The sequence below is a fragment of the Bacillus cereus genome (assembly GCF_025917685.1).
Taxonomy (GTDB): Bacteria; Bacillota; Bacilli; order Bacillales; family Bacillaceae_G; genus Bacillus_A; species Bacillus_A cereus_AT.
Window position 1 is genome coordinate 5022997 of record NZ_CP089518.1, and the last position, 16509, is coordinate 5039505.

A 16509-nucleotide genomic window follows, 5' to 3' on the forward strand; every position below is an offset into this window, starting at 1 on the left:
CTCCTAAGGCCTTACGCCATCATTTTCTTCGCGTTTTCAATAACTTCTTCAATGCTACCTACTAAGCGGAATGCATCTTCTGGAAGGTCATCATATTTTCCTTCTAGAATTTCTTTGAAGCCACTAACTGTATTTTTTACAGGTACATAAGAACCTTTTTGACCTGTAAACTGCTCAGCTACGTGGAAGTTTTGAGATAAGAAGAATTGAATACGACGAGCACGATGTACAACTAACTTATCTTCTTCAGATAACTCATCCATACCTAAGATAGCGATGATATCTTGAAGCTCTTTATAACGCTGTAAAGTTTGCTGTACTTGACGAGCTACTTCATAATGCTCTTCTCCTACGATTTCTGGAGAAAGTGCACGAGATGTAGATGCTAATGGATCTACGGCTGGGTAAATACCCATTTGTGTTAAACGACGCTCTAAGTTTGTTGTTGCATCTAAGTGAGCGAACGTTGTAGCTGGTGCTGGATCCGTATAGTCATCGGCTGGTACATATACCGCTTGGATAGACGTGATAGATCCTTTATTTGTAGATGTAATACGCTCTTGTAATTGACCCATTTCTGTTGCAAGTGTTGGTTGGTAACCTACCGCAGATGGCATACGACCAAGAAGGGCAGATACTTCAGAACCTGCTTGCGTGAAACGGAAGATGTTATCGATGAACAATAGTACGTCTTGTCCTTGCTCATCACGGAAATGCTCAGCCATTGTTAAACCTGTTAATGCAACACGTTGACGTGCTCCAGGTGGCTCATTCATTTGTCCGAATACCATCGCAGTTTTCTTGATTACGCCAGAATCGCTCATTTCATGGTATAAGTCATTACCCTCACGAGTACGCTCACCTACACCAGCGAATACAGAGATACCACCGTGTTCTTGTGCGATGTTATTGATTAATTCCTGAATTAATACCGTTTTACCTACACCGGCACCACCGAATAGACCGATCTTACCACCCTTAATGTAAGGAGCAAGTAAGTCTACTACTTTAATACCAGTTTCAAGAATTTCTACTTTAGTAGATAATTCTTCGAATGCAGGTGCTTGGCGGTGAATTGGATCACGGTGTACATCCGCAGGAAGTTCACCATCTAAGTCAATTGCATCACCTAATACGTTAAATACACGACCAAGTGTTGCATCACCAACTGGTACAGAGATTGCTTTACCAGTATCTTCTACTTCTGTGCCACGAACAAGTCCATCTGTGGAAGACATTGCAACTGTACGAACTGTGTCATCACCTAAATGAAGTGCAACTTCAAATGTTAAGTTAATGTTTGCTCCGTTTTCGTTGCTTTGTTTTACCGTAAGGGCGTTGTAGATTTCTGGTAGCTTTCCGCCATCAAACTTAACGTCTACAACCGGACCCATGATTTGCGTAACGCGCCCTTTATTCATCGGGTTCCCTCCTAGCTTTCTTTTAATTAGCCAACTTTCTAAGAGAAGTCGACTTTTAATTTTTTATTAGTTTATAGCTTATGCGACTCTTTTGACAGAGCCGCTTCCACTTTTTATTGAATCTAGCTCCGGTGGCTAGAAGGGTCGGTCATTTCACCCCTTCCTACGAGGCAAAGAACGCCTCTTTGTCAGGAGTTCCAATGCCCTCCCCTTCTGGGCAAGCCACCTACGCTTTTTAATACTATTCTAACGCTGCTGCTCCACCAACGATTTCCGTAATTTCTTGCGTAATCGCTGCTTGACGTGCACGGTTGAATGAAAGTGTAAGTGAATCGATAACTTCCATTGCGTTGTCTGTAGCACTCTTCATTGCTGTCATACGCGCCGCGTGTTCACTTGCTTTACCGTCTAGTAATGCACCGTACACTAAGCTTTCTGCGTATTGTGGCAATAATACTTTTAAAATTTCTTCTTCAGAAGGTTCGAATTCATAAGCTGTCGTCGGTTTGTCAGACGCCACATCAGTAAGCGGTAAAATTTTATTTTCCGTTACTTCTTGTGAAATTTTACTTACGTAATGGTTGTAGTAAATGTACAGCTCATCATAAGCACCATCTGCGAACATCGCAATTGCTCGAGAAGCAAGATCTTTAATATCAGTAAATGATGGGTGGTCAGATAATCCAACTACTTCATCAATGATGTTAAAGCCGCGACGTTTTAAATAATCACGTCCTAGTCGTCCAAGCACAATAATTGAATATTGGTTTGAATCCATATTATGACGTTCACGAACTACGTTACTTACCGTACGTAATACGTTACTGTTATAACCACCTGCTAGTCCGCGATCAGATGTAATAACGATGTACCCTGTACGCTTTACAGGACGCGCATTTAGCATTGGGTGATTAATCCCTTTACTTCCTTGCGCAATGCTCGCTACTACTTCTTGAATCTTTTCCATATACGGAACGAAAGATTTAGCATTTTGCTCTGCACGGTTTAACTTAGATGCAGATACCATCTCCATCGCTTTCGTAATTTGGCTCGTTTTCTTTGTCGAGGTAATCTTCGCTTTTATATCGCGTAAAGATGCCACAGGTTTTCACCACCTTTTTTCCAGAAGTTGGCACGATTAGTAAGAATCCTCTTCCTAATCTACGTTGCAAGATATTCTTGCTCATGATTGAAGGAAAAGAATAGGTGCACCTACTCTTTTCCTTTACATAACCGTCAGCAATCTCAAATCTTGAGATGCCTTATATATATACTATCTAGCTCCAGCGGCTTGAATGCTCGGTGGCTTCACTTCTTCCCCCTCACATTCAGAACGAGCCGCTTCCACTTTTATTATTCAGAAGCTACGAATACTTTTTTAAATCCGTTAATTGCTGCTGCAAATTTGTCGTCATCCGCAAGTTTCTTAGTTGTGCGGATTTCTTCTAATAAGTCAGTCGCATTTGAATCTAACCAAGCATGGAATTCTTCTTCGAAACGAGTGATATCTACTACTGGGATATCATCTAGGAATCCACGTGTTAAAGCGTAAAGAATGATAACTTGTTTCTCTACACGTAACGGTTTGTGTAATCCTTGTTTTAATACCTCAACTGTACGAGCACCACGGTTTAGTTTCGCTTGTGTTGCTTTATCAAGGTCAGAACCGAACTGAGCGAACGCTTCTAACTCACGGTAAGATGCAAGGTCAAGACGAAGTGTACCTGATACTTTACTCATTGCTTTAATCTGAGCAGATCCACCTACACGAGATACAGAAGTACCCGCATCGATCGCTGGACGTACGCCAGAGAAGAATAGGTCAGATTGTAAGAAGATTTGTCCATCCGTAATCGAGATTACGTTTGTTGGGATGTAAGCTGATACGTCCCCTGCTTGTGTTTCGATGAAAGGTAGTGCAGTTAAAGAACCGCCGCCTCTTGCATCACTTAATTTTGCTGCACGCTCTAATAAGCGAGAATGTAGGTAGAATACATCCCCTGGATATGCTTCACGACCTGGAGGACGACGTAATAGTAATGAAAGCTCACGGTAAGCCGCTGCTTGTTTTGATAAGTCATCATATACTACTAATACGTGTTTACCATTGTACATAAACTCTTCACCCATTGTTACACCAGCATAAGCAGCTAAGTATAATAATGGAGCTGGTTGAGAAGCTGATGCAGTTACAACGATTGTGTAATCTAATGCACCGTGCTTACGTAGTGTTTCTACTACGTTACGTACAGTTGATTCTTTTTGTCCGATAGCTACATAGATACAAATCATATCTTCATCTTTTTGGTTAATGATTGTATCAAGTGCAACTGCTGTTTTACCTGTTTGGCGGTCACCAATGATTAACTCACGTTGACCACGGCCAATTGGTACAAGAGCATCGATCGCTTTAATACCTGTTTGAAGTGGCTCATGAACAGATTTACGATCCATTACACCTGGTGCTGGACTTTCGATTGGACGAGTATTTGTTGTATTGATTGGGCCTAAACCATCAACTGGTTGACCTAATGGGTTTACAACACGACCGATTAGTTCTTTTCCTACTGGTACTTGCATGATGCGACCAGTACGACGAACTTCGTCACCTTCACGGATTTCTGTGTAAGGTCCTAAAATAATGATACCTACGTTGTTTTCTTCTAAGTTTTGTGCTAGCCCCATAACGCCGTTAGAGAACTCTACAAGTTCACCAGCCATAACGTTATCAAGACCATGAGCACGCGCGATACCGTCACCAACTTGGATAACTGTACCAACATCACTAACTTCGATTTCAGACTGATAGTTCTCGATTTGTTGCTTTATCAGTGCGCTAATTTCTTCAGCTCTGATGCTCATGTGCTTCACCCCTATCTATTCTTCATTAATTCACGTTGAATACGTGCTAATTTTCCTTGTAAACTTCCATCATAAATGCGATTTCCAATACGTACTTTAATGCCGCCTAGTAAATCTTCATCTACAACATTTTTCACGCGAATTGCATCTTTTCCCGTTCTCTTTGCAAATGCTTCTGCAACGTTAAGCTTCTCTTCTTCAGATAGAAGACGAGTAGAATACACAGTTGCATCCGCTACGTTACGTTCTTCATTAGCAAGAACAACATATTCATCCGCAATTTCAGGTAAGATTTCAATACGCTTGTTATCAATTAAAATATATAACGTATTTAAAATAGATTCAGAAACAGATCCGAATACGTTTGCAAGAAACGTTTTCTTCTGCTCTTTTGAAATGTTCGGTTGCGTTAAAAAGCTATGTAGTTCTCCGTTCTTTACATAAACGTTTTGTACAAGGCGTAATTCCTCTTCAAACATTTCTAATACGTGTTTTTCTTTTGCAATTTTAAAAAGAGCGACAGCATAACGTTTTGCTACAATCCCATTGCTCATCGCGCTTCTCCTACTTCTTTAATATAATCGCGAATTAACTTCACTTGATCTTCTTCTTTTAACTCTTTTTCAATTACTTTAGAAGCAATTTGAACAGATAAAGAAGCGACTTGTTCTTGTAAAGCAGCAATCGCTTGCTCTTTTTCGCGTTGAATTTCTTGTACAGCAGATGCTTTAATTGATTCTGCTTCTTCTTTCGCAGCAGCAACAATCACATCTTTTTGATCTACAGCTTGTTTTTTCGCTCTTTCGATTAACTCTTGTGCTTCAACACGCGATTGTTTTAACATTTCACGTTGTTCTTCTACTAATTTCTTCGCTTCAGCGTTACTTCTTTCTGCAGCGTCGATTTCACTAGTAACATGCTCTTCACGTTCTTTCATAATTCCCATTAAAGGACCCCACGCAAATTTGCGTAGCATTACTAATAGAAGTAAGAAAATGAACAATGTATAAGCAATCGTTCCAAATGGAATGGCAGCCCCTAATAATAAAGTTGGCACAAGGATTCACTCCCTTCAAAATATCTAAATTGATCATATGAAAAAAAAAGACATACGTTTCGTTCATAAAGCAATGGCGAAGAAAGTTCAAAAAACACTCTTCGCCATCTATGTAAGGGGAGTCTCCCTTATTTGTTCATTACGATGAAAGCAATAACTACACCGATGATTGGAAGTGCCTCAACTAAAGCAACCCCGATGAACATAATTGTTTGAAGTGCGCCTTTTAATTCTGGTTGACGAGCAACACCTTCGATTGTACGTGATACGATAAGACCGTTACCAATACCTGCACCTAATGCTGATAAACCAATTGCAATTGCAGCTGCGATTACACCTAAACTCATTTAATTTGTCCTCCTTTGTATTATAAAAAAATAAATTTTTTCTTACTTAAATTATATTAATGGTCATGGCTTACTTTATGAGCCATATAAACCATCGTTAACATAACGAAAATAAATGACTGGATTGATCCAACGAATACGCTGAATCCCATCCATGCTAACATTGGTACAAGCGCACCTAATGCTCCAAGGAATGATGCCCCGCCTAACTTAGCAAGTAATCCTAATAAGATCTCACCTGCATAAATGTTACCGAATAAACGAAGACCTAACGTTAATGTGTTAGCAAACTCCTCAATAACCTTTAATGGGAATAAGAATTTCATTGGTTGGAAATAACCTTTAACATATTCTTTCGTACCCTTCATCTTAATTCCATAATAATGGGTGAGGGTAACTACCATCACGGCTAATGTTAATGTAACTGCTGGATCAGACGTTGGTGATCTCCACCATGCAATATGTTCGCCAGCCTCAACTGTTGAATACATGAATGGTAAACCAAGGAAGTTCGATACGATGATAAACATGATAAGCGTAACGCCAAGCGTTAAGAAACGTCCACCTGTTTTCCAGTCCATCGTACTATTGATAATCCCTTTCACGAAGTCAAACACCCATTCCATGAAATTTTGCATCCCGGTTGGGCGAAGGGCTAAACTGCGAGTTCCGATAACAGCGATTAAGAAAACAATAACTGCTGCTACAGTAACCATCATAACTGATGACAAATCGAACGTTAAACCTAGAAATTCAACTAATTTACCGTGTTCCACTAGTAATTCACCTCTCTTCCCTGCTCTTATACTCTAAATAAAGAAAATCTATGATCATGACAAGGTATCCTGTCAGCAATCCTACACCTAGGCCCCACATCGCAATTAGCTCTTGATATTTGGCTGCAAATAAAATTAATAACCCAATCGTGGCAAATCTTGAATATGTACTTACCGCTGTCGCCTTAAACTTCACGTTTTCTCCATTTGTTACGCGATCTAATAGCTTGTCTGTTCTACGTGCAATGATGCGCAAACTAAGAAAACTGAAAATCGTTCCGATAATCAGTCCAAGAAATACATCCTTGTAAGAGGTAAATCCCCATCCTAGCACTAGAAGCGCAAGCAAGTAGTACATATATTTCTTTTGTCTTTGGACAAGTCCATGTACGTCTATCATCATTGCTCTCCCGAATAGTAATGTCGAATGAGTCGAATCATTGCGTATATCCCTGTTCCTAAACCGAGTAATAACCCTATAATAAGAAACAATGGAAACGTTCCAACCTTATTATCAATCCATTGCCCACCAAAGATTCCAATAAGAATAGAACCGACTAACTGAGCAAGAATTCCTGACATTAAAGCATATGCTTTTATATGGCTGCGATCGTTTTTTTGCAAGGATTCATCCCTCCAATATGTAACCCTCATTCACGATGTGTTAATAATAACTCATTTTTCTGCATAAATTCTATACAAAATAAAAAGTTTACATTTTCGTCACGGAATAGATGCATTTTTGTCACTGAAAGCCCTACCATCTATCCCCGTTGTTAGCATACAATAGGGTATTAACAGTGTCAACGAGAAATCGTAAAAAATCAAAAAATTTGAGTATTAGTCATTTCCTCCCAAAAATGAAAACGTTCCCCTTCTAAATACTGGTTAGAGATATGCAATTTCTAACAGTTTTCTCTTTATAATAGAAGAAAATGTTCACAAGTTTGTCACTATTATATTTTTAAGATATAGCGCTTTCCTTCCATAATATAGTGTTCCCAAGACGTAAGACTTCTATATTATATGTGATGTGTATGCAACTTATGTTGTATACACCCTGTATATTTATCTCCCCCTCCCCCGCACGCTCAGGGCGAAAAAAAAGACGAGCGGGGACTCCCCTCTCGTCTGTTGTCTTACTTCGTTCCGAATAAACGGTCACCAGCATCACCAAGACCTGGAACTACATAACCATGGTCATTTAGCTTCTCATCTAATGCTGCTACATAAATATCAACATCAGGATGCTCTTCTTGTACTACTTTTACTCCTTCTGGAGCAGCTACGATACACATTAATTTAATTTGCTTTGCACCGCGCTTTTTCAGAGAATTAATTGCTTCAGCTGCAGAACCACCTGTTGCTAGCATTGGATCTAGTACGATAAAGTCACGCTCTTCTACATCCGTTGGAAGTTTCACATAGTATTCTACCGGTTGCAATGTTTTAGGGTCACGGTATAAACCAACGTGTCCTACTTTTGCTGCTGGAATTAATTTCAGAATTCCATCAACCATTCCTAAACCTGCACGTAAAATCGGAATTAAACCAAGTTTTTTACCAGCGATCACTTTTGTTGTCGCTTTGCTTACAGGCGTTTCAATTTCAATGTCTTTAAGTGGAAGGTCGCGAGTAATTTCAAAAGCCATTAAGCTTGCTACTTCGTCCACTAATTCACGAAAATCTTTCGTACCTGTATTCTTATCGCGAATATATGTAATCTTATGTTGAATTAACGGGTGATCAAATACATACAGTTTTCCCATGTGAATCTCTCCTTTAGATGATATTCATGCGTTTACACGCTTTTTTACACTATTTACGATTGTAAAGAAAACGCTACTAATATTCAAGGGCAAATTTGGCAAAATCATGATTTTGTGATGCATCTATCTAGTATCTTTACCAATTATGGGAGGTGTATCCTTCATTATATCGCCAAAATTTATTCATCATTTGTATACATACTTTAAAAACAATATATGTCCAAAAAAAAGACTACTAAAACAATTACGTTTCAGCAGTCTTTTTCAATATATTATAGATTTGTATACATTGGGAATTTGCTCGTTAACGCTTCTACACGTTTACGCGCTTCTTCTAATGCAACTTCATTCTCATGATTTTTTAATGTATAAGCAATAAGTGCTGCAATTTCATCCATTTCTTCTAAGCCGAAACCACGAGATGTTACAGCTGCCGTACCGATACGCACGCCGCTTGTTACAAATGGGCTTGCTGTTTCAAATGGAATTGTATTTTTGTTCACTGTAATACCAACTTCATCTAATACGTGCTCTGCTACTTTACCTGTGATTTCTAAGTTACGAACATCAATCAAGATTAAGTGATTGTCTGTTCCACCAGAAACAAGTGTAAGTCCTTCTTTTTGAAGGCCTTCAGCTAAGCGGTTCGCATTATTAATGATATTTTGTGCATATGTTTTAAACTCATCTTGTAGTGTCTCACCAAACGCAACAGCTTTTGCAGCAATTACGTGCATAAGTGGACCACCTTGGATACCAGGGAAGATTGATTTATCAATTTGTTTTGCAAATTGCTCTTCACATAAAATCATACCACCACGTGGACCACGTAATGTTTTATGTGTTGTCGTTGTAACGAAATGTGCATGTGGTACTGGGTTTGGATGTAAACCAGCAGCTACTAAACCAGCGATATGTGCCATATCAACCATAAAGTATGCACCCACTTCATCTGCAATCTCACGGAATCGTTTGAAATCGATAACACGAGGATATGCACTTGCACCTGCAACGATTAATTTTGGTTTATGTTCTTTCGCTTTTGCTAATACATCATCGTAATTAATACGGTGAGATTCAGCATCCACGCCATATTCTACGAAATTATATTGTACTCCACTGAAGTTAACAGGGCTTCCGTGTGTTAAGTGACCACCATGAGATAAATTCATACCAAGTACTGTATCGCCTTGCTCTAAAATTGTGAAGTATACTGCCATGTTCGCTTGTGCACCAGAATGTGGTTGAACATTTACATGCTCTGCACCAAAAATTTCTTTCGCGCGATCACGTGCGATATCTTCCACTACGTCTACGTGCTCACAGCCACCATAGTAACGTTTTCCAGGATATCCTTCAGCATACTTATTCGTTAAAACAGAACCTTGCGCCTCCATTACTGCTTCACTTACGAAGTTTTCCGAAGCAATTAACTCAATCTTTGAACGCTGTCTTCCTAGTTCTGCCTCAATTGCAGCAAATACCTTTTCATCTTGACGTTTTAAATGATCCACCAAAATCCCCCTTTTCTGAACGAATTACATCGATTCCCAATAGTTTTTTCTCATTTATTCAGAAAAAACGAAAATTCAGGTTGTAATTCTTTCGAACCTTCATGTTTTCAACTACATTCTAACATGACTTTCTATATCATAAAAGAAAAAAAAAGACCGAAATCGGTCTTTTCTTTCTTCTATTATAAAGTCAGACTACATACCTTTTATTTTTCGATATAAAGCTATTATGCGACTTTATAATTTTTCACGTTTAACGGCAAGGAATAGCTTCTTCATTTGCCGCATAAACAGCACGTGCTCCACCTATTAGTTTTCCACGTGTTTTCGCCATCGTTACATGCGCACTTCCTATTTCCTTCACACTTGTACGAACCGGAACAGCTACATGTTTTAAATGCATACCGATAAATGTATCGCCGATATCCATTCCTGCATCTGCTTTAATAAACTCAATTACTACCGGATCTTTAAAATTGTGATACGCATACGTCGCTAATGCACCACCTGCTGATCTAACAGGCGTAACTGTTACAATTTCAAACTGATATTTCATCGCTACATCTCTCTCAACTACTAAAGCACGATTTAAATGCTCACAACATTGAAACGCCAATTCAATACCTGTTCCCTCTTGAAATTGCTTTAATTCAGAAAAAATCGCCTCTGCCACTTCCATCGTTCCTGATGTTCCAATTCTTTCACCTAGCACTTCACTCGTGCTACACCCCACTACAAAAATTTGACCACTTTGCAGCGTGGCTTGTTCTTGGAAATCAGAAAGCGACATTTGTAGCTGTTCTCTTACCTTTACGATTTCTGTCATTACGCCTCTTCCTTTCACAGGTTGGTTCACCAAATTATATTTCATACTACTCATAGTTAGAATCTATTACTTTGTTTCGTACGTTTTAATTTTTCCTACGCGGTTTTCGTGACGGCCACCTTCATAGTCAGTTGTTAACCAAATTTTTGCGATATCACGCGCTAGACCAGCCCCAATTACACGCTCGCCCATTGCTAGCATGTTAGTGTCATTATGCTCTCTCGTCGCTTTCGCACTAAAAGTATCATGAACTAACGCACAACGAATACCGTTTACTTTGTTTGCCGCGATTGACATGCCGATGCCTGTCCCGCAAACTAAAATACCACGATCTACTTCACCATTTGCGACCATTTCTGCTGCCGGAAACGCAAAATCAGGGTAATCAACAGAACCAGCTTCACATTCACAACCTAAATCAATATATTCAATATTTAATTCTTCTAATAAACTTACAAGTTCTTTACGGATATTCATACCGCCGTGATCAGATGCTACTACTACTTTCATTTTTACCCCTCCAAAGTTTCAATCAATTATCTCCATTTCACACTCGCTCCCTTAATGGAACGAAGTGATCTCCAATATCGTATTATACACGAAACATCAACCTTCTGAATGTTTTTTCAGGAAAGTTTGTACAAGTTTTTCCATCTCTTCTAGCGTTTCTTTATAAATAGAAAGCGATCCGCCAAATGGATCTGAAATATCCTTACTTATACCCTCAGTTAATCCATATAATGTATCCAATTTCTTTTCAACACTCGGATAATGCCCAAGTACAATTTGCTTATGGTTTTCCGTCATTGTTACTACAATATCCGCCCAATCAACCAAAGTTTCATTTACCTGCTGCGCGGCATGATCGATTGCAATGCCTTTTTCAGCTAAAGCTTCCTTTGCATGTACCGACGCATCGCTTCCAGGATAGGCGAAAACGCCAGCAGATTGCACTTCAAATTTACCTTCTCCGTAATGACGAAGCAATGCCTCAGCCATCGGACTACGGCATGTATTTCCAGTGCAAACAAATAACACTCGTTTCATCTAAACCCACCCCTTTTTTCTGTTTTCTACCATTTATCATAGCGTACATTAGAATAGAACAAAAGAAATGTGAATATACGAAAGGCGCATTTCTCTTATATTTTTTCTAAGAAAAATGCGCCTTATCCACATATATGTGAAACCCTATTTCCAAGTGCCCAAGGTATTTTACCATACATGATGAACACACTACAAAATAAAATAAGGAATCCATTTCATACGAAACAGATTCCTCTTATAGAATAATTATTTCATTGTAACTTTCATTACTTCTGTTGAACCTTTTGTAGCTGTTACACCTACAGTTGTCTTAATAGACTCAGCTGCATCTGTGTTTGTAATAACGATTGGAGTAATTGTGCTTTTCGCTTTTTCACGAATTAATTCTAAGTCGAATGAGATTAATTTATCTCCAGCTTTTACAGCTTGTCCTTCAGAAACGTGAGCTTCGAAACCTTCACCTTCCATTTTTACAGTTTCTAATCCAACGTGGATTAAAATTTCTGTACCGTTTTTCGCTTTAATTCCAATAGCATGTTTCGTGTGGAATAATTGTACGATTTCACCATCAACTGGAGATACAACTACACCTTCAGTAGGATCGATTGCAACACCGTCACCCATCATACGACCAGCGAATACTGGATCTGGTACTTCTTCAATATTTTTCACTGCTCCAGTTAATGGAGCTACGATTGTTTCTTCATTTGTTTTTGAACCAAAACCGAATAATTTTTTAAACATAGGATAGTCCTCCTTATAATTTACCTAAAAGTTTATAGGGCAATCTCTATTCAAGATCGAAATACACGTAAGACTTCATACTTCGAATGTTATACTGTAAAAACGCTTTCGAAATAAATTGTGTCATTACTAATAGACTCTTATTGTAGCGCCTCACAAAATTCCAGTCAATTCTGATTGTCTGAATAACAATAAGAAGTTAACTTCTACTTATATTTTCTCTTTTTTCACCCAACTTGTCTAGAGGTCTTTACTACATTTTGCTTTTTGTTGTTAATTTGTAAAATTTATTTCAAACTTTTTTCTAAATCCACTTGACTAAAGTAAGTAACTATTTTATTATTACTTACATAAGGTAAGTTAATAACTTTTAGGAGGTTTTTAAAAATGATGGATTTCGGTCTTCTTATTATTCGTCTTATTATAGGTATTACATTCATGGGTCATGGTGCTCAAAAATTATTTGGTTGGTTCGGTGGTTACGGTTTAAAAGGAACAGGTGGCTGGATGGAATCAATCGGGTTACGCCCTGGTGTATTCATGGCATTTATGGCTGGCGCAACTGAATTATTAGGTGGCTTCTTATTCGCATCAGGTATTTTCACTGCAGTTGGTTCATTATTTATCGTCGGAACGATGTTAATGGCAATCTTCACTGTTCACGGAGAAAATGGTTACTGGGTAACACAAAACGGATATGAGTATAATTTAATGTTAATCGCTGTTGCTGTTGGTGTAGCTTTAATCGGACCTGGCGCATACGTTTTACTTTAATATTTATCTCGATTTCAAGATGTTTACCAAAAAAGAGATTACTTCAGTACAATTGAGGTAATCTCTTTTTTTACATCATCAAAAAAATATTATTTTCAGCAGGAGATTCCCATTGATATCTTGTAAACAAACAGTAAGTATTCATATTTAGAAAGGGGATTACAAGCATGTTATCCATTAATCCAAACGAGCAAACTGAAAAAGATAATTACAAATTACTTACAGGAAGTATCATTCCACGCCCTGTCGCTTTCGTTACTTCTGTAACAAAAGACGGCGTATTAAACGGGGCACCATATAGTTATTTCAATATTGTCGCTGCTAATCCACCACTTATCTCAGTTTCTGTACAACGAAAAGCAGGAACACCGAAAGATACTTCTCGAAACGCAATCGAAAAGGGCGAATTTGTCGTACATATTTCTGATGAATCTTACGTAGAAGCAATTAACGAAACAGCAGCTAACCTCCCGCCAAATGAGAGTGAAATTGAACTAGCGAAACTAACGCCAATTGAAAGTGATGTCATCTCCGTTCCAGGTGTGAAAGAAGCAAATATTCGAATGGAATGCGTACTAGAACGCGCAATTCCTCTTGGTGGAACAGAAGACTCACCAGCTTGCGATCTACTAATTGGCCGCGTCGTTCGCTTCCACGTCGCAGAACACTTATACGAAAACGGGCGCATTCACGCCGAAGAACTAAAACCAATAAGCCGCCTAGCAGGACACAACTACGCAAAACTAGGAGAACAATTTGAATTGGTGAGGCCTGTTTAAAAGTGGAAGCGGCTCGTTCAGAATGGGAGGAGGATGGAGCTTCTGACGTAAAGGCGCTTTTTGCCTCGTAGGAAGACGCGAAGCCACCGACCATTCTAGCCGCTGGAGCTGGATACATCTAAAAGTGGAAGCGGCCCGCTTAGCTCTGACCAGCTAAGGTTCTCTCGCACAAAAGGTGCTTTTTACCTTTAGTGCGGGAGGTTCTTAGATGCGAAGAGCTGGCCACTGGAACTGGATACTATCTAAAAGTGGAAGCGGCTCGCTCAGAATCGCAGGACACTTCAAGCTCTCGACCTTGAAGCGCTTTTTGCTTCGATCGAGAGAGCTCCATCACCCAAATATAAAATCCCCCGCTAAAAAGCGGGGGATTTTTTCACTGTAATTCTTCGTTCTTCTCCTCTAATGCAGGTAATTTCTCTTTTTTCGGTTTCCCAAGCTTAATTACTAAGAAGTATAGGGAAAGCAGTGTAATAAGAAAAACAATTAGAAACGGGTATGGAGAATAAAAAGCACGCGCTGCCTCCGTCTTTCCTGCAACAAACTTCAATGACTCAATATCTAAAAACTCAGCAAACATTTGTACACCGAGCATACTAAACCAAAAAACGAAAAAACTAATAATAATACCAAAAACTTGCTTCAATCTCGTCATTCATCTCATCCTTTCTATATTTGCAATTTTTTAGTGAGATCAATATAGTACAAACAAAACTATGCACAGAAAGGAATCATCTTACCATTCACGAATTAATTTAATCCAACCTAACATCGAAATTTGCAAAATAATACCCCAAATTATAAGTCTTCTTAGCCATCGAGGAAAGAAGGTTAAAAACTTAACATACCATCCCAATAACTTGTTCATAATTCCCTCCTACATAAAATTATATAGGAAAAAGGATATATAATCCAAATCCAACCAGAATGATACCACCTACTATTTCACCATATGTACCAAGCATACCTTTCGCATGTCTACCAATTAATAAGCCAACCCATGCTAATAACATGCTTACAAATCCAAACAGTAATATCGTAATAATCGTCTGCGCCCCATAAATTCCAAGACTAAGACCTACTGAAAAACTATCTATACTGACACCAAATGCAAATACAAATAAACTAATTCCAATTGGAGCAGTTCTAGTCTCTTCACCTTCTAAAATAGACGAATATACAATATAGAACCCTAGCCCAATTAATAAAATAGCTCCTGCAAAATTCGCGACATCCCCATACTTCTCTGATAGAAAACGTCCTAGTACCATTCCGATAAACGGCATAATAATATGAAATATCCCAATCGTCATACCGATATAAAGGATTTGTCTTAACTTTAATGTTACCATCCCCATACCGAGGCTCACTGAAAATGCATCCATCCCTAGGGCGAATGCCATAATTATTAAAGGTATTAGCTGTTCAAGTGTCATTCATATCCCCCCTCGGACGTGCTACTTCACAATATGCTTATCCGAGGAGAAATATTCTGTTTGCTAAAGGTACATTATCATTCAGTGATAATATGATGTCCCGCCGCTTTTGTTAAACGATTCATAATTGCATTTCCTATTCCTTCATTCGGGAATGATTCACTAAAGATAACATCTACTTCACTTGCATCAAACGTTCTAAGCACATCATATAATTTAGTCGCAACGCTAGCTAAATCACTTCGCATACCACAAGATAATACAACATCAGCACTATATACATGTTGATACTCTTCGGTCGTTAATACACCTACTTTAAACCCTTCTTTCTTTTTCTCATCCACAATACACTGAATAAACTCACGGGATCCTTCAACAATACTAAGTGGCGCTTTCGGTGCATAATGTGTATATTTCATTCCAGGCGATTTCGGTTTTTCTTTCTCATCCTTTAAAGCTGGATCTAAAGAAACATTTCCTATTACTGCTTCCAATTGTTCCTTCGTAATCCCACCAGGACGTAGAATCGTCGGAACTTCGCTCGTACAATCAATTACAGTTGATTCAACGCCTACTCCTGTCGCCCCACCATCAACGATACCCGCAATTTTCCCGTTTAAATCTTCATACACATGAGAAGCTAATGTTGGACTTGGGCGTCCAGAACGATTCGCACTCGGTGCTGCAACAGGCACGTTTGCTTCTTCAATAAGAGCGAGCGCTACTGGATGATCTGGCATCCTTACTCCGACCGTATTAAGTCCCGCCGTAACCCGCTCTGAAATCCCTTCTTTTCTCGGTAAAATGATTGTTAATGGTCCTGGCCAAAAATGCTCCATTAACTTTTCTGCAACCGGTGGAATTTCTCTTACAATACCATCTAACTGAGATTTTGTTCCTATGTGGACAATCAGTGGATTATCACTCGGTCTCCCTTTCGCCGCAAAAATTTTCGCTATCGCTTCATCGTCCATTGCGTTTGCTCCTAACCCATATACCGTTTCTGTCGGGAATGCCACCGCTTCATTTTCTCTTAATAATCTTGCTGCTTCTTTTAATTGTGGATAATATTTTTTTCTTTCCACAACATTATCCACAACCCACATATTTGTATGCATTTTTTCCCACGTCCTTTTCTACCATGAAATACTTGTCTATTT

22 protein-coding genes are annotated in these 16509 nt (G+C 38.9%); 2 read left to right on the forward strand and 20 right to left on the reverse strand.

Going from position 1 to position 16509, the window contains the following annotated elements:
* Positions 1–11: 11 nt before the first annotated feature.
* From atpD to LUS72_RS26320, 16 genes are all read right to left on the reverse strand, one after another.
* The gene (gene atpD / locus LUS72_RS26245; protein ID WP_097831477.1) at positions 12–1421 is read right to left on the reverse strand and encodes a F0F1 ATP synthase subunit beta; all 1410 of its coding nucleotides are present in this window, start codon (positions 1419–1421) and stop codon (positions 12–14) included.
* A gap of 241 nt (positions 1422–1662) precedes the next feature.
* Positions 1663–2523: a F0F1 ATP synthase subunit gamma gene (atpG, locus tag LUS72_RS26250; protein WP_063222513.1), complete on the reverse strand. Its 861-nt coding sequence runs from the start codon at positions 2521–2523 to the stop codon at positions 1663–1665.
* 251 nt (positions 2524–2774) lie between these two features.
* Positions 2775–4283 carry a F0F1 ATP synthase subunit alpha gene (gene atpA / locus LUS72_RS26255; protein WP_000027511.1) on the reverse strand — a complete coding sequence of 503 codons (1509 nt, stop codon included), beginning with the start codon at positions 4281–4283 and terminating at the stop codon, positions 2775–2777.
* 11 nt (positions 4284–4294) lie between these two features.
* Positions 4295–4837: a F0F1 ATP synthase subunit delta gene (gene atpH, locus LUS72_RS26260; protein WP_000064687.1), complete on the reverse strand. Its 543-nt coding sequence runs from the start codon at positions 4835–4837 to the stop codon at positions 4295–4297.
* Positions 4834–5340 carry a F0F1 ATP synthase subunit B gene (gene atpF, locus LUS72_RS26265; RefSeq protein ID WP_001142619.1) on the reverse strand — a complete coding sequence of 169 codons (507 nt, stop codon included), beginning with the start codon at positions 5338–5340 and terminating at the stop codon, positions 4834–4836. Before atpF ends, atpH begins: the two co-directional genes overlap by 4 nt.
* A gap of 128 nt (positions 5341–5468) precedes the next feature.
* A complete protein-coding gene (gene atpE, locus LUS72_RS26270) occupies positions 5469–5687 on the reverse strand; it encodes a F0F1 ATP synthase subunit C (RefSeq protein WP_000052064.1) in 219 nt (72 codons plus the stop codon).
* A 56-nt stretch (positions 5688–5743) separates the two neighbouring features.
* A complete protein-coding gene (gene atpB, locus LUS72_RS26275; protein ID WP_061680019.1) occupies positions 5744–6463 on the reverse strand; it encodes a F0F1 ATP synthase subunit A in 720 nt (239 codons plus the stop codon).
* Between the two features lie 7 nt (positions 6464–6470).
* Complete coding sequence (locus LUS72_RS26280; protein ID WP_000567600.1) at positions 6471–6863, reverse strand: ATP synthase subunit I; 393 nt, start codon at positions 6861–6863, stop codon at positions 6471–6473.
* Positions 6863–7087, reverse strand: a complete 225-nt coding sequence (locus LUS72_RS26285) for an AtpZ/AtpI family protein (protein ID WP_001171218.1) — start codon at positions 7085–7087, stop codon at positions 6863–6865. Before LUS72_RS26285 ends, LUS72_RS26280 begins: the two co-directional genes overlap by 1 nt.
* 26 nt (positions 7088–7113) lie before the next feature.
* Positions 7114–7227 carry a DUF4024 domain-containing protein gene (locus tag LUS72_RS26290; protein ID WP_000232963.1) on the reverse strand — a complete coding sequence of 38 codons (114 nt, stop codon included), beginning with the start codon at positions 7225–7227 and terminating at the stop codon, positions 7114–7116.
* A 375-nt stretch (positions 7228–7602) separates the two neighbouring features.
* Positions 7603–8232 (reverse strand): uracil phosphoribosyltransferase, encoded by a 630-nt coding sequence (gene upp / locus LUS72_RS26295; RefSeq protein WP_000517539.1) that lies wholly within the window; start codon positions 8230–8232, stop codon positions 7603–7605.
* 272 nt (positions 8233–8504) lie between these two features.
* Positions 8505–9746 (reverse strand): serine hydroxymethyltransferase, encoded by a 1242-nt coding sequence (gene glyA, locus LUS72_RS26300; protein ID WP_141533317.1) that lies wholly within the window; start codon positions 9744–9746, stop codon positions 8505–8507.
* A gap of 253 nt (positions 9747–9999) precedes the next feature.
* Positions 10000–10572 (reverse strand): TIGR01440 family protein, encoded by a 573-nt coding sequence (locus LUS72_RS26305; protein ID WP_097831474.1) that lies wholly within the window; start codon positions 10570–10572, stop codon positions 10000–10002.
* Positions 10573–10638: 66 nt separating this feature from the next.
* Positions 10639–11082 carry a ribose 5-phosphate isomerase B gene (rpiB, locus tag LUS72_RS26310; RefSeq protein WP_000869917.1) on the reverse strand — a complete coding sequence of 148 codons (444 nt, stop codon included), beginning with the start codon at positions 11080–11082 and terminating at the stop codon, positions 10639–10641.
* A 96-nt stretch (positions 11083–11178) separates the two neighbouring features.
* A complete protein-coding gene (locus tag LUS72_RS26315) occupies positions 11179–11619 on the reverse strand; it encodes a low molecular weight protein arginine phosphatase (protein ID WP_097831473.1) in 441 nt (146 codons plus the stop codon).
* 246 nt (positions 11620–11865) lie between these two features.
* Positions 11866–12363, reverse strand: coding sequence for a PTS sugar transporter subunit IIA (locus LUS72_RS26320; RefSeq protein ID WP_002016294.1), 498 nt, complete (start codon positions 12361–12363; stop codon positions 11866–11868).
* Between the two features lie 387 nt (positions 12364–12750).
* Here LUS72_RS26320 and LUS72_RS26325 point away from each other — a divergent pair, with 387 nt between their 5' ends.
* Positions 12751–13137, forward strand: a complete 387-nt coding sequence (locus LUS72_RS26325; RefSeq protein ID WP_264448469.1) for a DoxX family protein — start codon at positions 12751–12753, stop codon at positions 13135–13137.
* A gap of 167 nt (positions 13138–13304) precedes the next feature.
* Positions 13305–13916 carry a flavin reductase family protein gene (locus tag LUS72_RS26330; RefSeq protein WP_097831472.1) on the forward strand — a complete coding sequence of 204 codons (612 nt, stop codon included), beginning with the start codon at positions 13305–13307 and terminating at the stop codon, positions 13914–13916.
* A 373-nt stretch (positions 13917–14289) separates the two neighbouring features.
* Here the strand turns inward: LUS72_RS26330 and LUS72_RS26335 are convergent, their stop codons facing one another.
* The 4 genes from LUS72_RS26335 to LUS72_RS26350 all read right to left on the reverse strand — a co-directional run bounded on the left by LUS72_RS26335 (position 14290) and on the right by LUS72_RS26350 (position 16467).
* Positions 14290–14568, reverse strand: a complete 279-nt coding sequence (locus LUS72_RS26335; RefSeq protein WP_097831471.1) for a DUF3935 domain-containing protein — start codon at positions 14566–14568, stop codon at positions 14290–14292.
* An 81-nt stretch (positions 14569–14649) separates the two neighbouring features.
* Positions 14650–14781 (reverse strand): hypothetical protein, encoded by a 132-nt coding sequence (locus LUS72_RS26340; protein WP_002144729.1) that lies wholly within the window; start codon positions 14779–14781, stop codon positions 14650–14652.
* A 19-nt stretch (positions 14782–14800) separates the two neighbouring features.
* Entirely contained in the window at positions 14801–15349 is a 549-nt protein-coding gene (locus LUS72_RS26345) for a manganese efflux pump MntP (RefSeq protein WP_097831470.1), read from the reverse strand.
* A 77-nt stretch (positions 15350–15426) separates the two neighbouring features.
* Complete coding sequence (locus LUS72_RS26350; protein WP_097831469.1) at positions 15427–16467, reverse strand: L-threonylcarbamoyladenylate synthase; 1041 nt, start codon at positions 16465–16467, stop codon at positions 15427–15429.
* Positions 16468–16509: the final 42 nt, after the last annotated feature.

Excerpts from the sequence above, each read along its gene's own strand:
- atpD (WP_097831477.1), bottom strand. The coding sequence starts at position 1,421 with ATGAATAAAGGGCGCGTTACGCAAATCATGGGTCCGGTTGTAGACGTT.
- atpA (WP_000027511.1), bottom strand. The coding sequence starts at position 4,283 with ATGAGCATCAGAGCTGAAGAAATTAGCGCACTGATAAAGCAACAAATC.
- atpH (WP_000064687.1), bottom strand. The coding sequence starts at position 4,837 with ATGAGCAATGGGATTGTAGCAAAACGTTATGCTGTCGCTCTTTTTAAA.
- atpE (WP_000052064.1), bottom strand. The coding sequence starts at position 5,687 with ATGAGTTTAGGTGTAATCGCAGCTGCAATTGCAATTGGTTTATCAGCA.
- LUS72_RS26280 (WP_000567600.1), bottom strand. The coding sequence starts at position 6,863 with ATGATAGACGTACATGGACTTGTCCAAAGACAAAAGAAATATATGTAC.
- LUS72_RS26290 (WP_000232963.1), bottom strand. The coding sequence starts at position 7,227 with ATGGTAGGGCTTTCAGTGACAAAAATGCATCTATTCCGTGACGAAAAT.
- upp (WP_000517539.1), bottom strand. The coding sequence starts at position 8,232 with ATGGGAAAACTGTATGTATTTGATCACCCGTTAATTCAACATAAGATT.
- LUS72_RS26305 (WP_097831474.1), bottom strand. The coding sequence starts at position 10,572 with ATGACAGAAATCGTAAAGGTAAGAGAACAGCTACAAATGTCGCTTTCT.
- rpiB (WP_000869917.1), bottom strand. The coding sequence starts at position 11,082 with ATGAAAGTAGTAGTAGCATCTGATCACGGCGGTATGAATATCCGTAAA.
- LUS72_RS26315 (WP_097831473.1), bottom strand. The coding sequence starts at position 11,619 with ATGAAACGAGTGTTATTTGTTTGCACTGGAAATACATGCCGTAGTCCG.
- LUS72_RS26320 (WP_002016294.1), bottom strand. The coding sequence starts at position 12,363 with ATGTTTAAAAAATTATTCGGTTTTGGTTCAAAAACAAATGAAGAAACA.
- LUS72_RS26325 (WP_264448469.1), top strand. The coding sequence starts at position 12,751 with ATGATGGATTTCGGTCTTCTTATTATTCGTCTTATTATAGGTATTACA.
- LUS72_RS26330 (WP_097831472.1), top strand. The coding sequence starts at position 13,305 with ATGTTATCCATTAATCCAAACGAGCAAACTGAAAAAGATAATTACAAA.
- LUS72_RS26335 (WP_097831471.1), bottom strand. The coding sequence starts at position 14,568 with ATGACGAGATTGAAGCAAGTTTTTGGTATTATTATTAGTTTTTTCGTT.
- LUS72_RS26340 (WP_002144729.1), bottom strand. The coding sequence starts at position 14,781 with ATGAACAAGTTATTGGGATGGTATGTTAAGTTTTTAACCTTCTTTCCT.
- LUS72_RS26345 (WP_097831470.1), bottom strand. The coding sequence starts at position 15,349 with ATGACACTTGAACAGCTAATACCTTTAATAATTATGGCATTCGCCCTA.
- LUS72_RS26350 (WP_097831469.1), bottom strand. The coding sequence starts at position 16,467 with ATGCATACAAATATGTGGGTTGTGGATAATGTTGTGGAAAGAAAAAAA.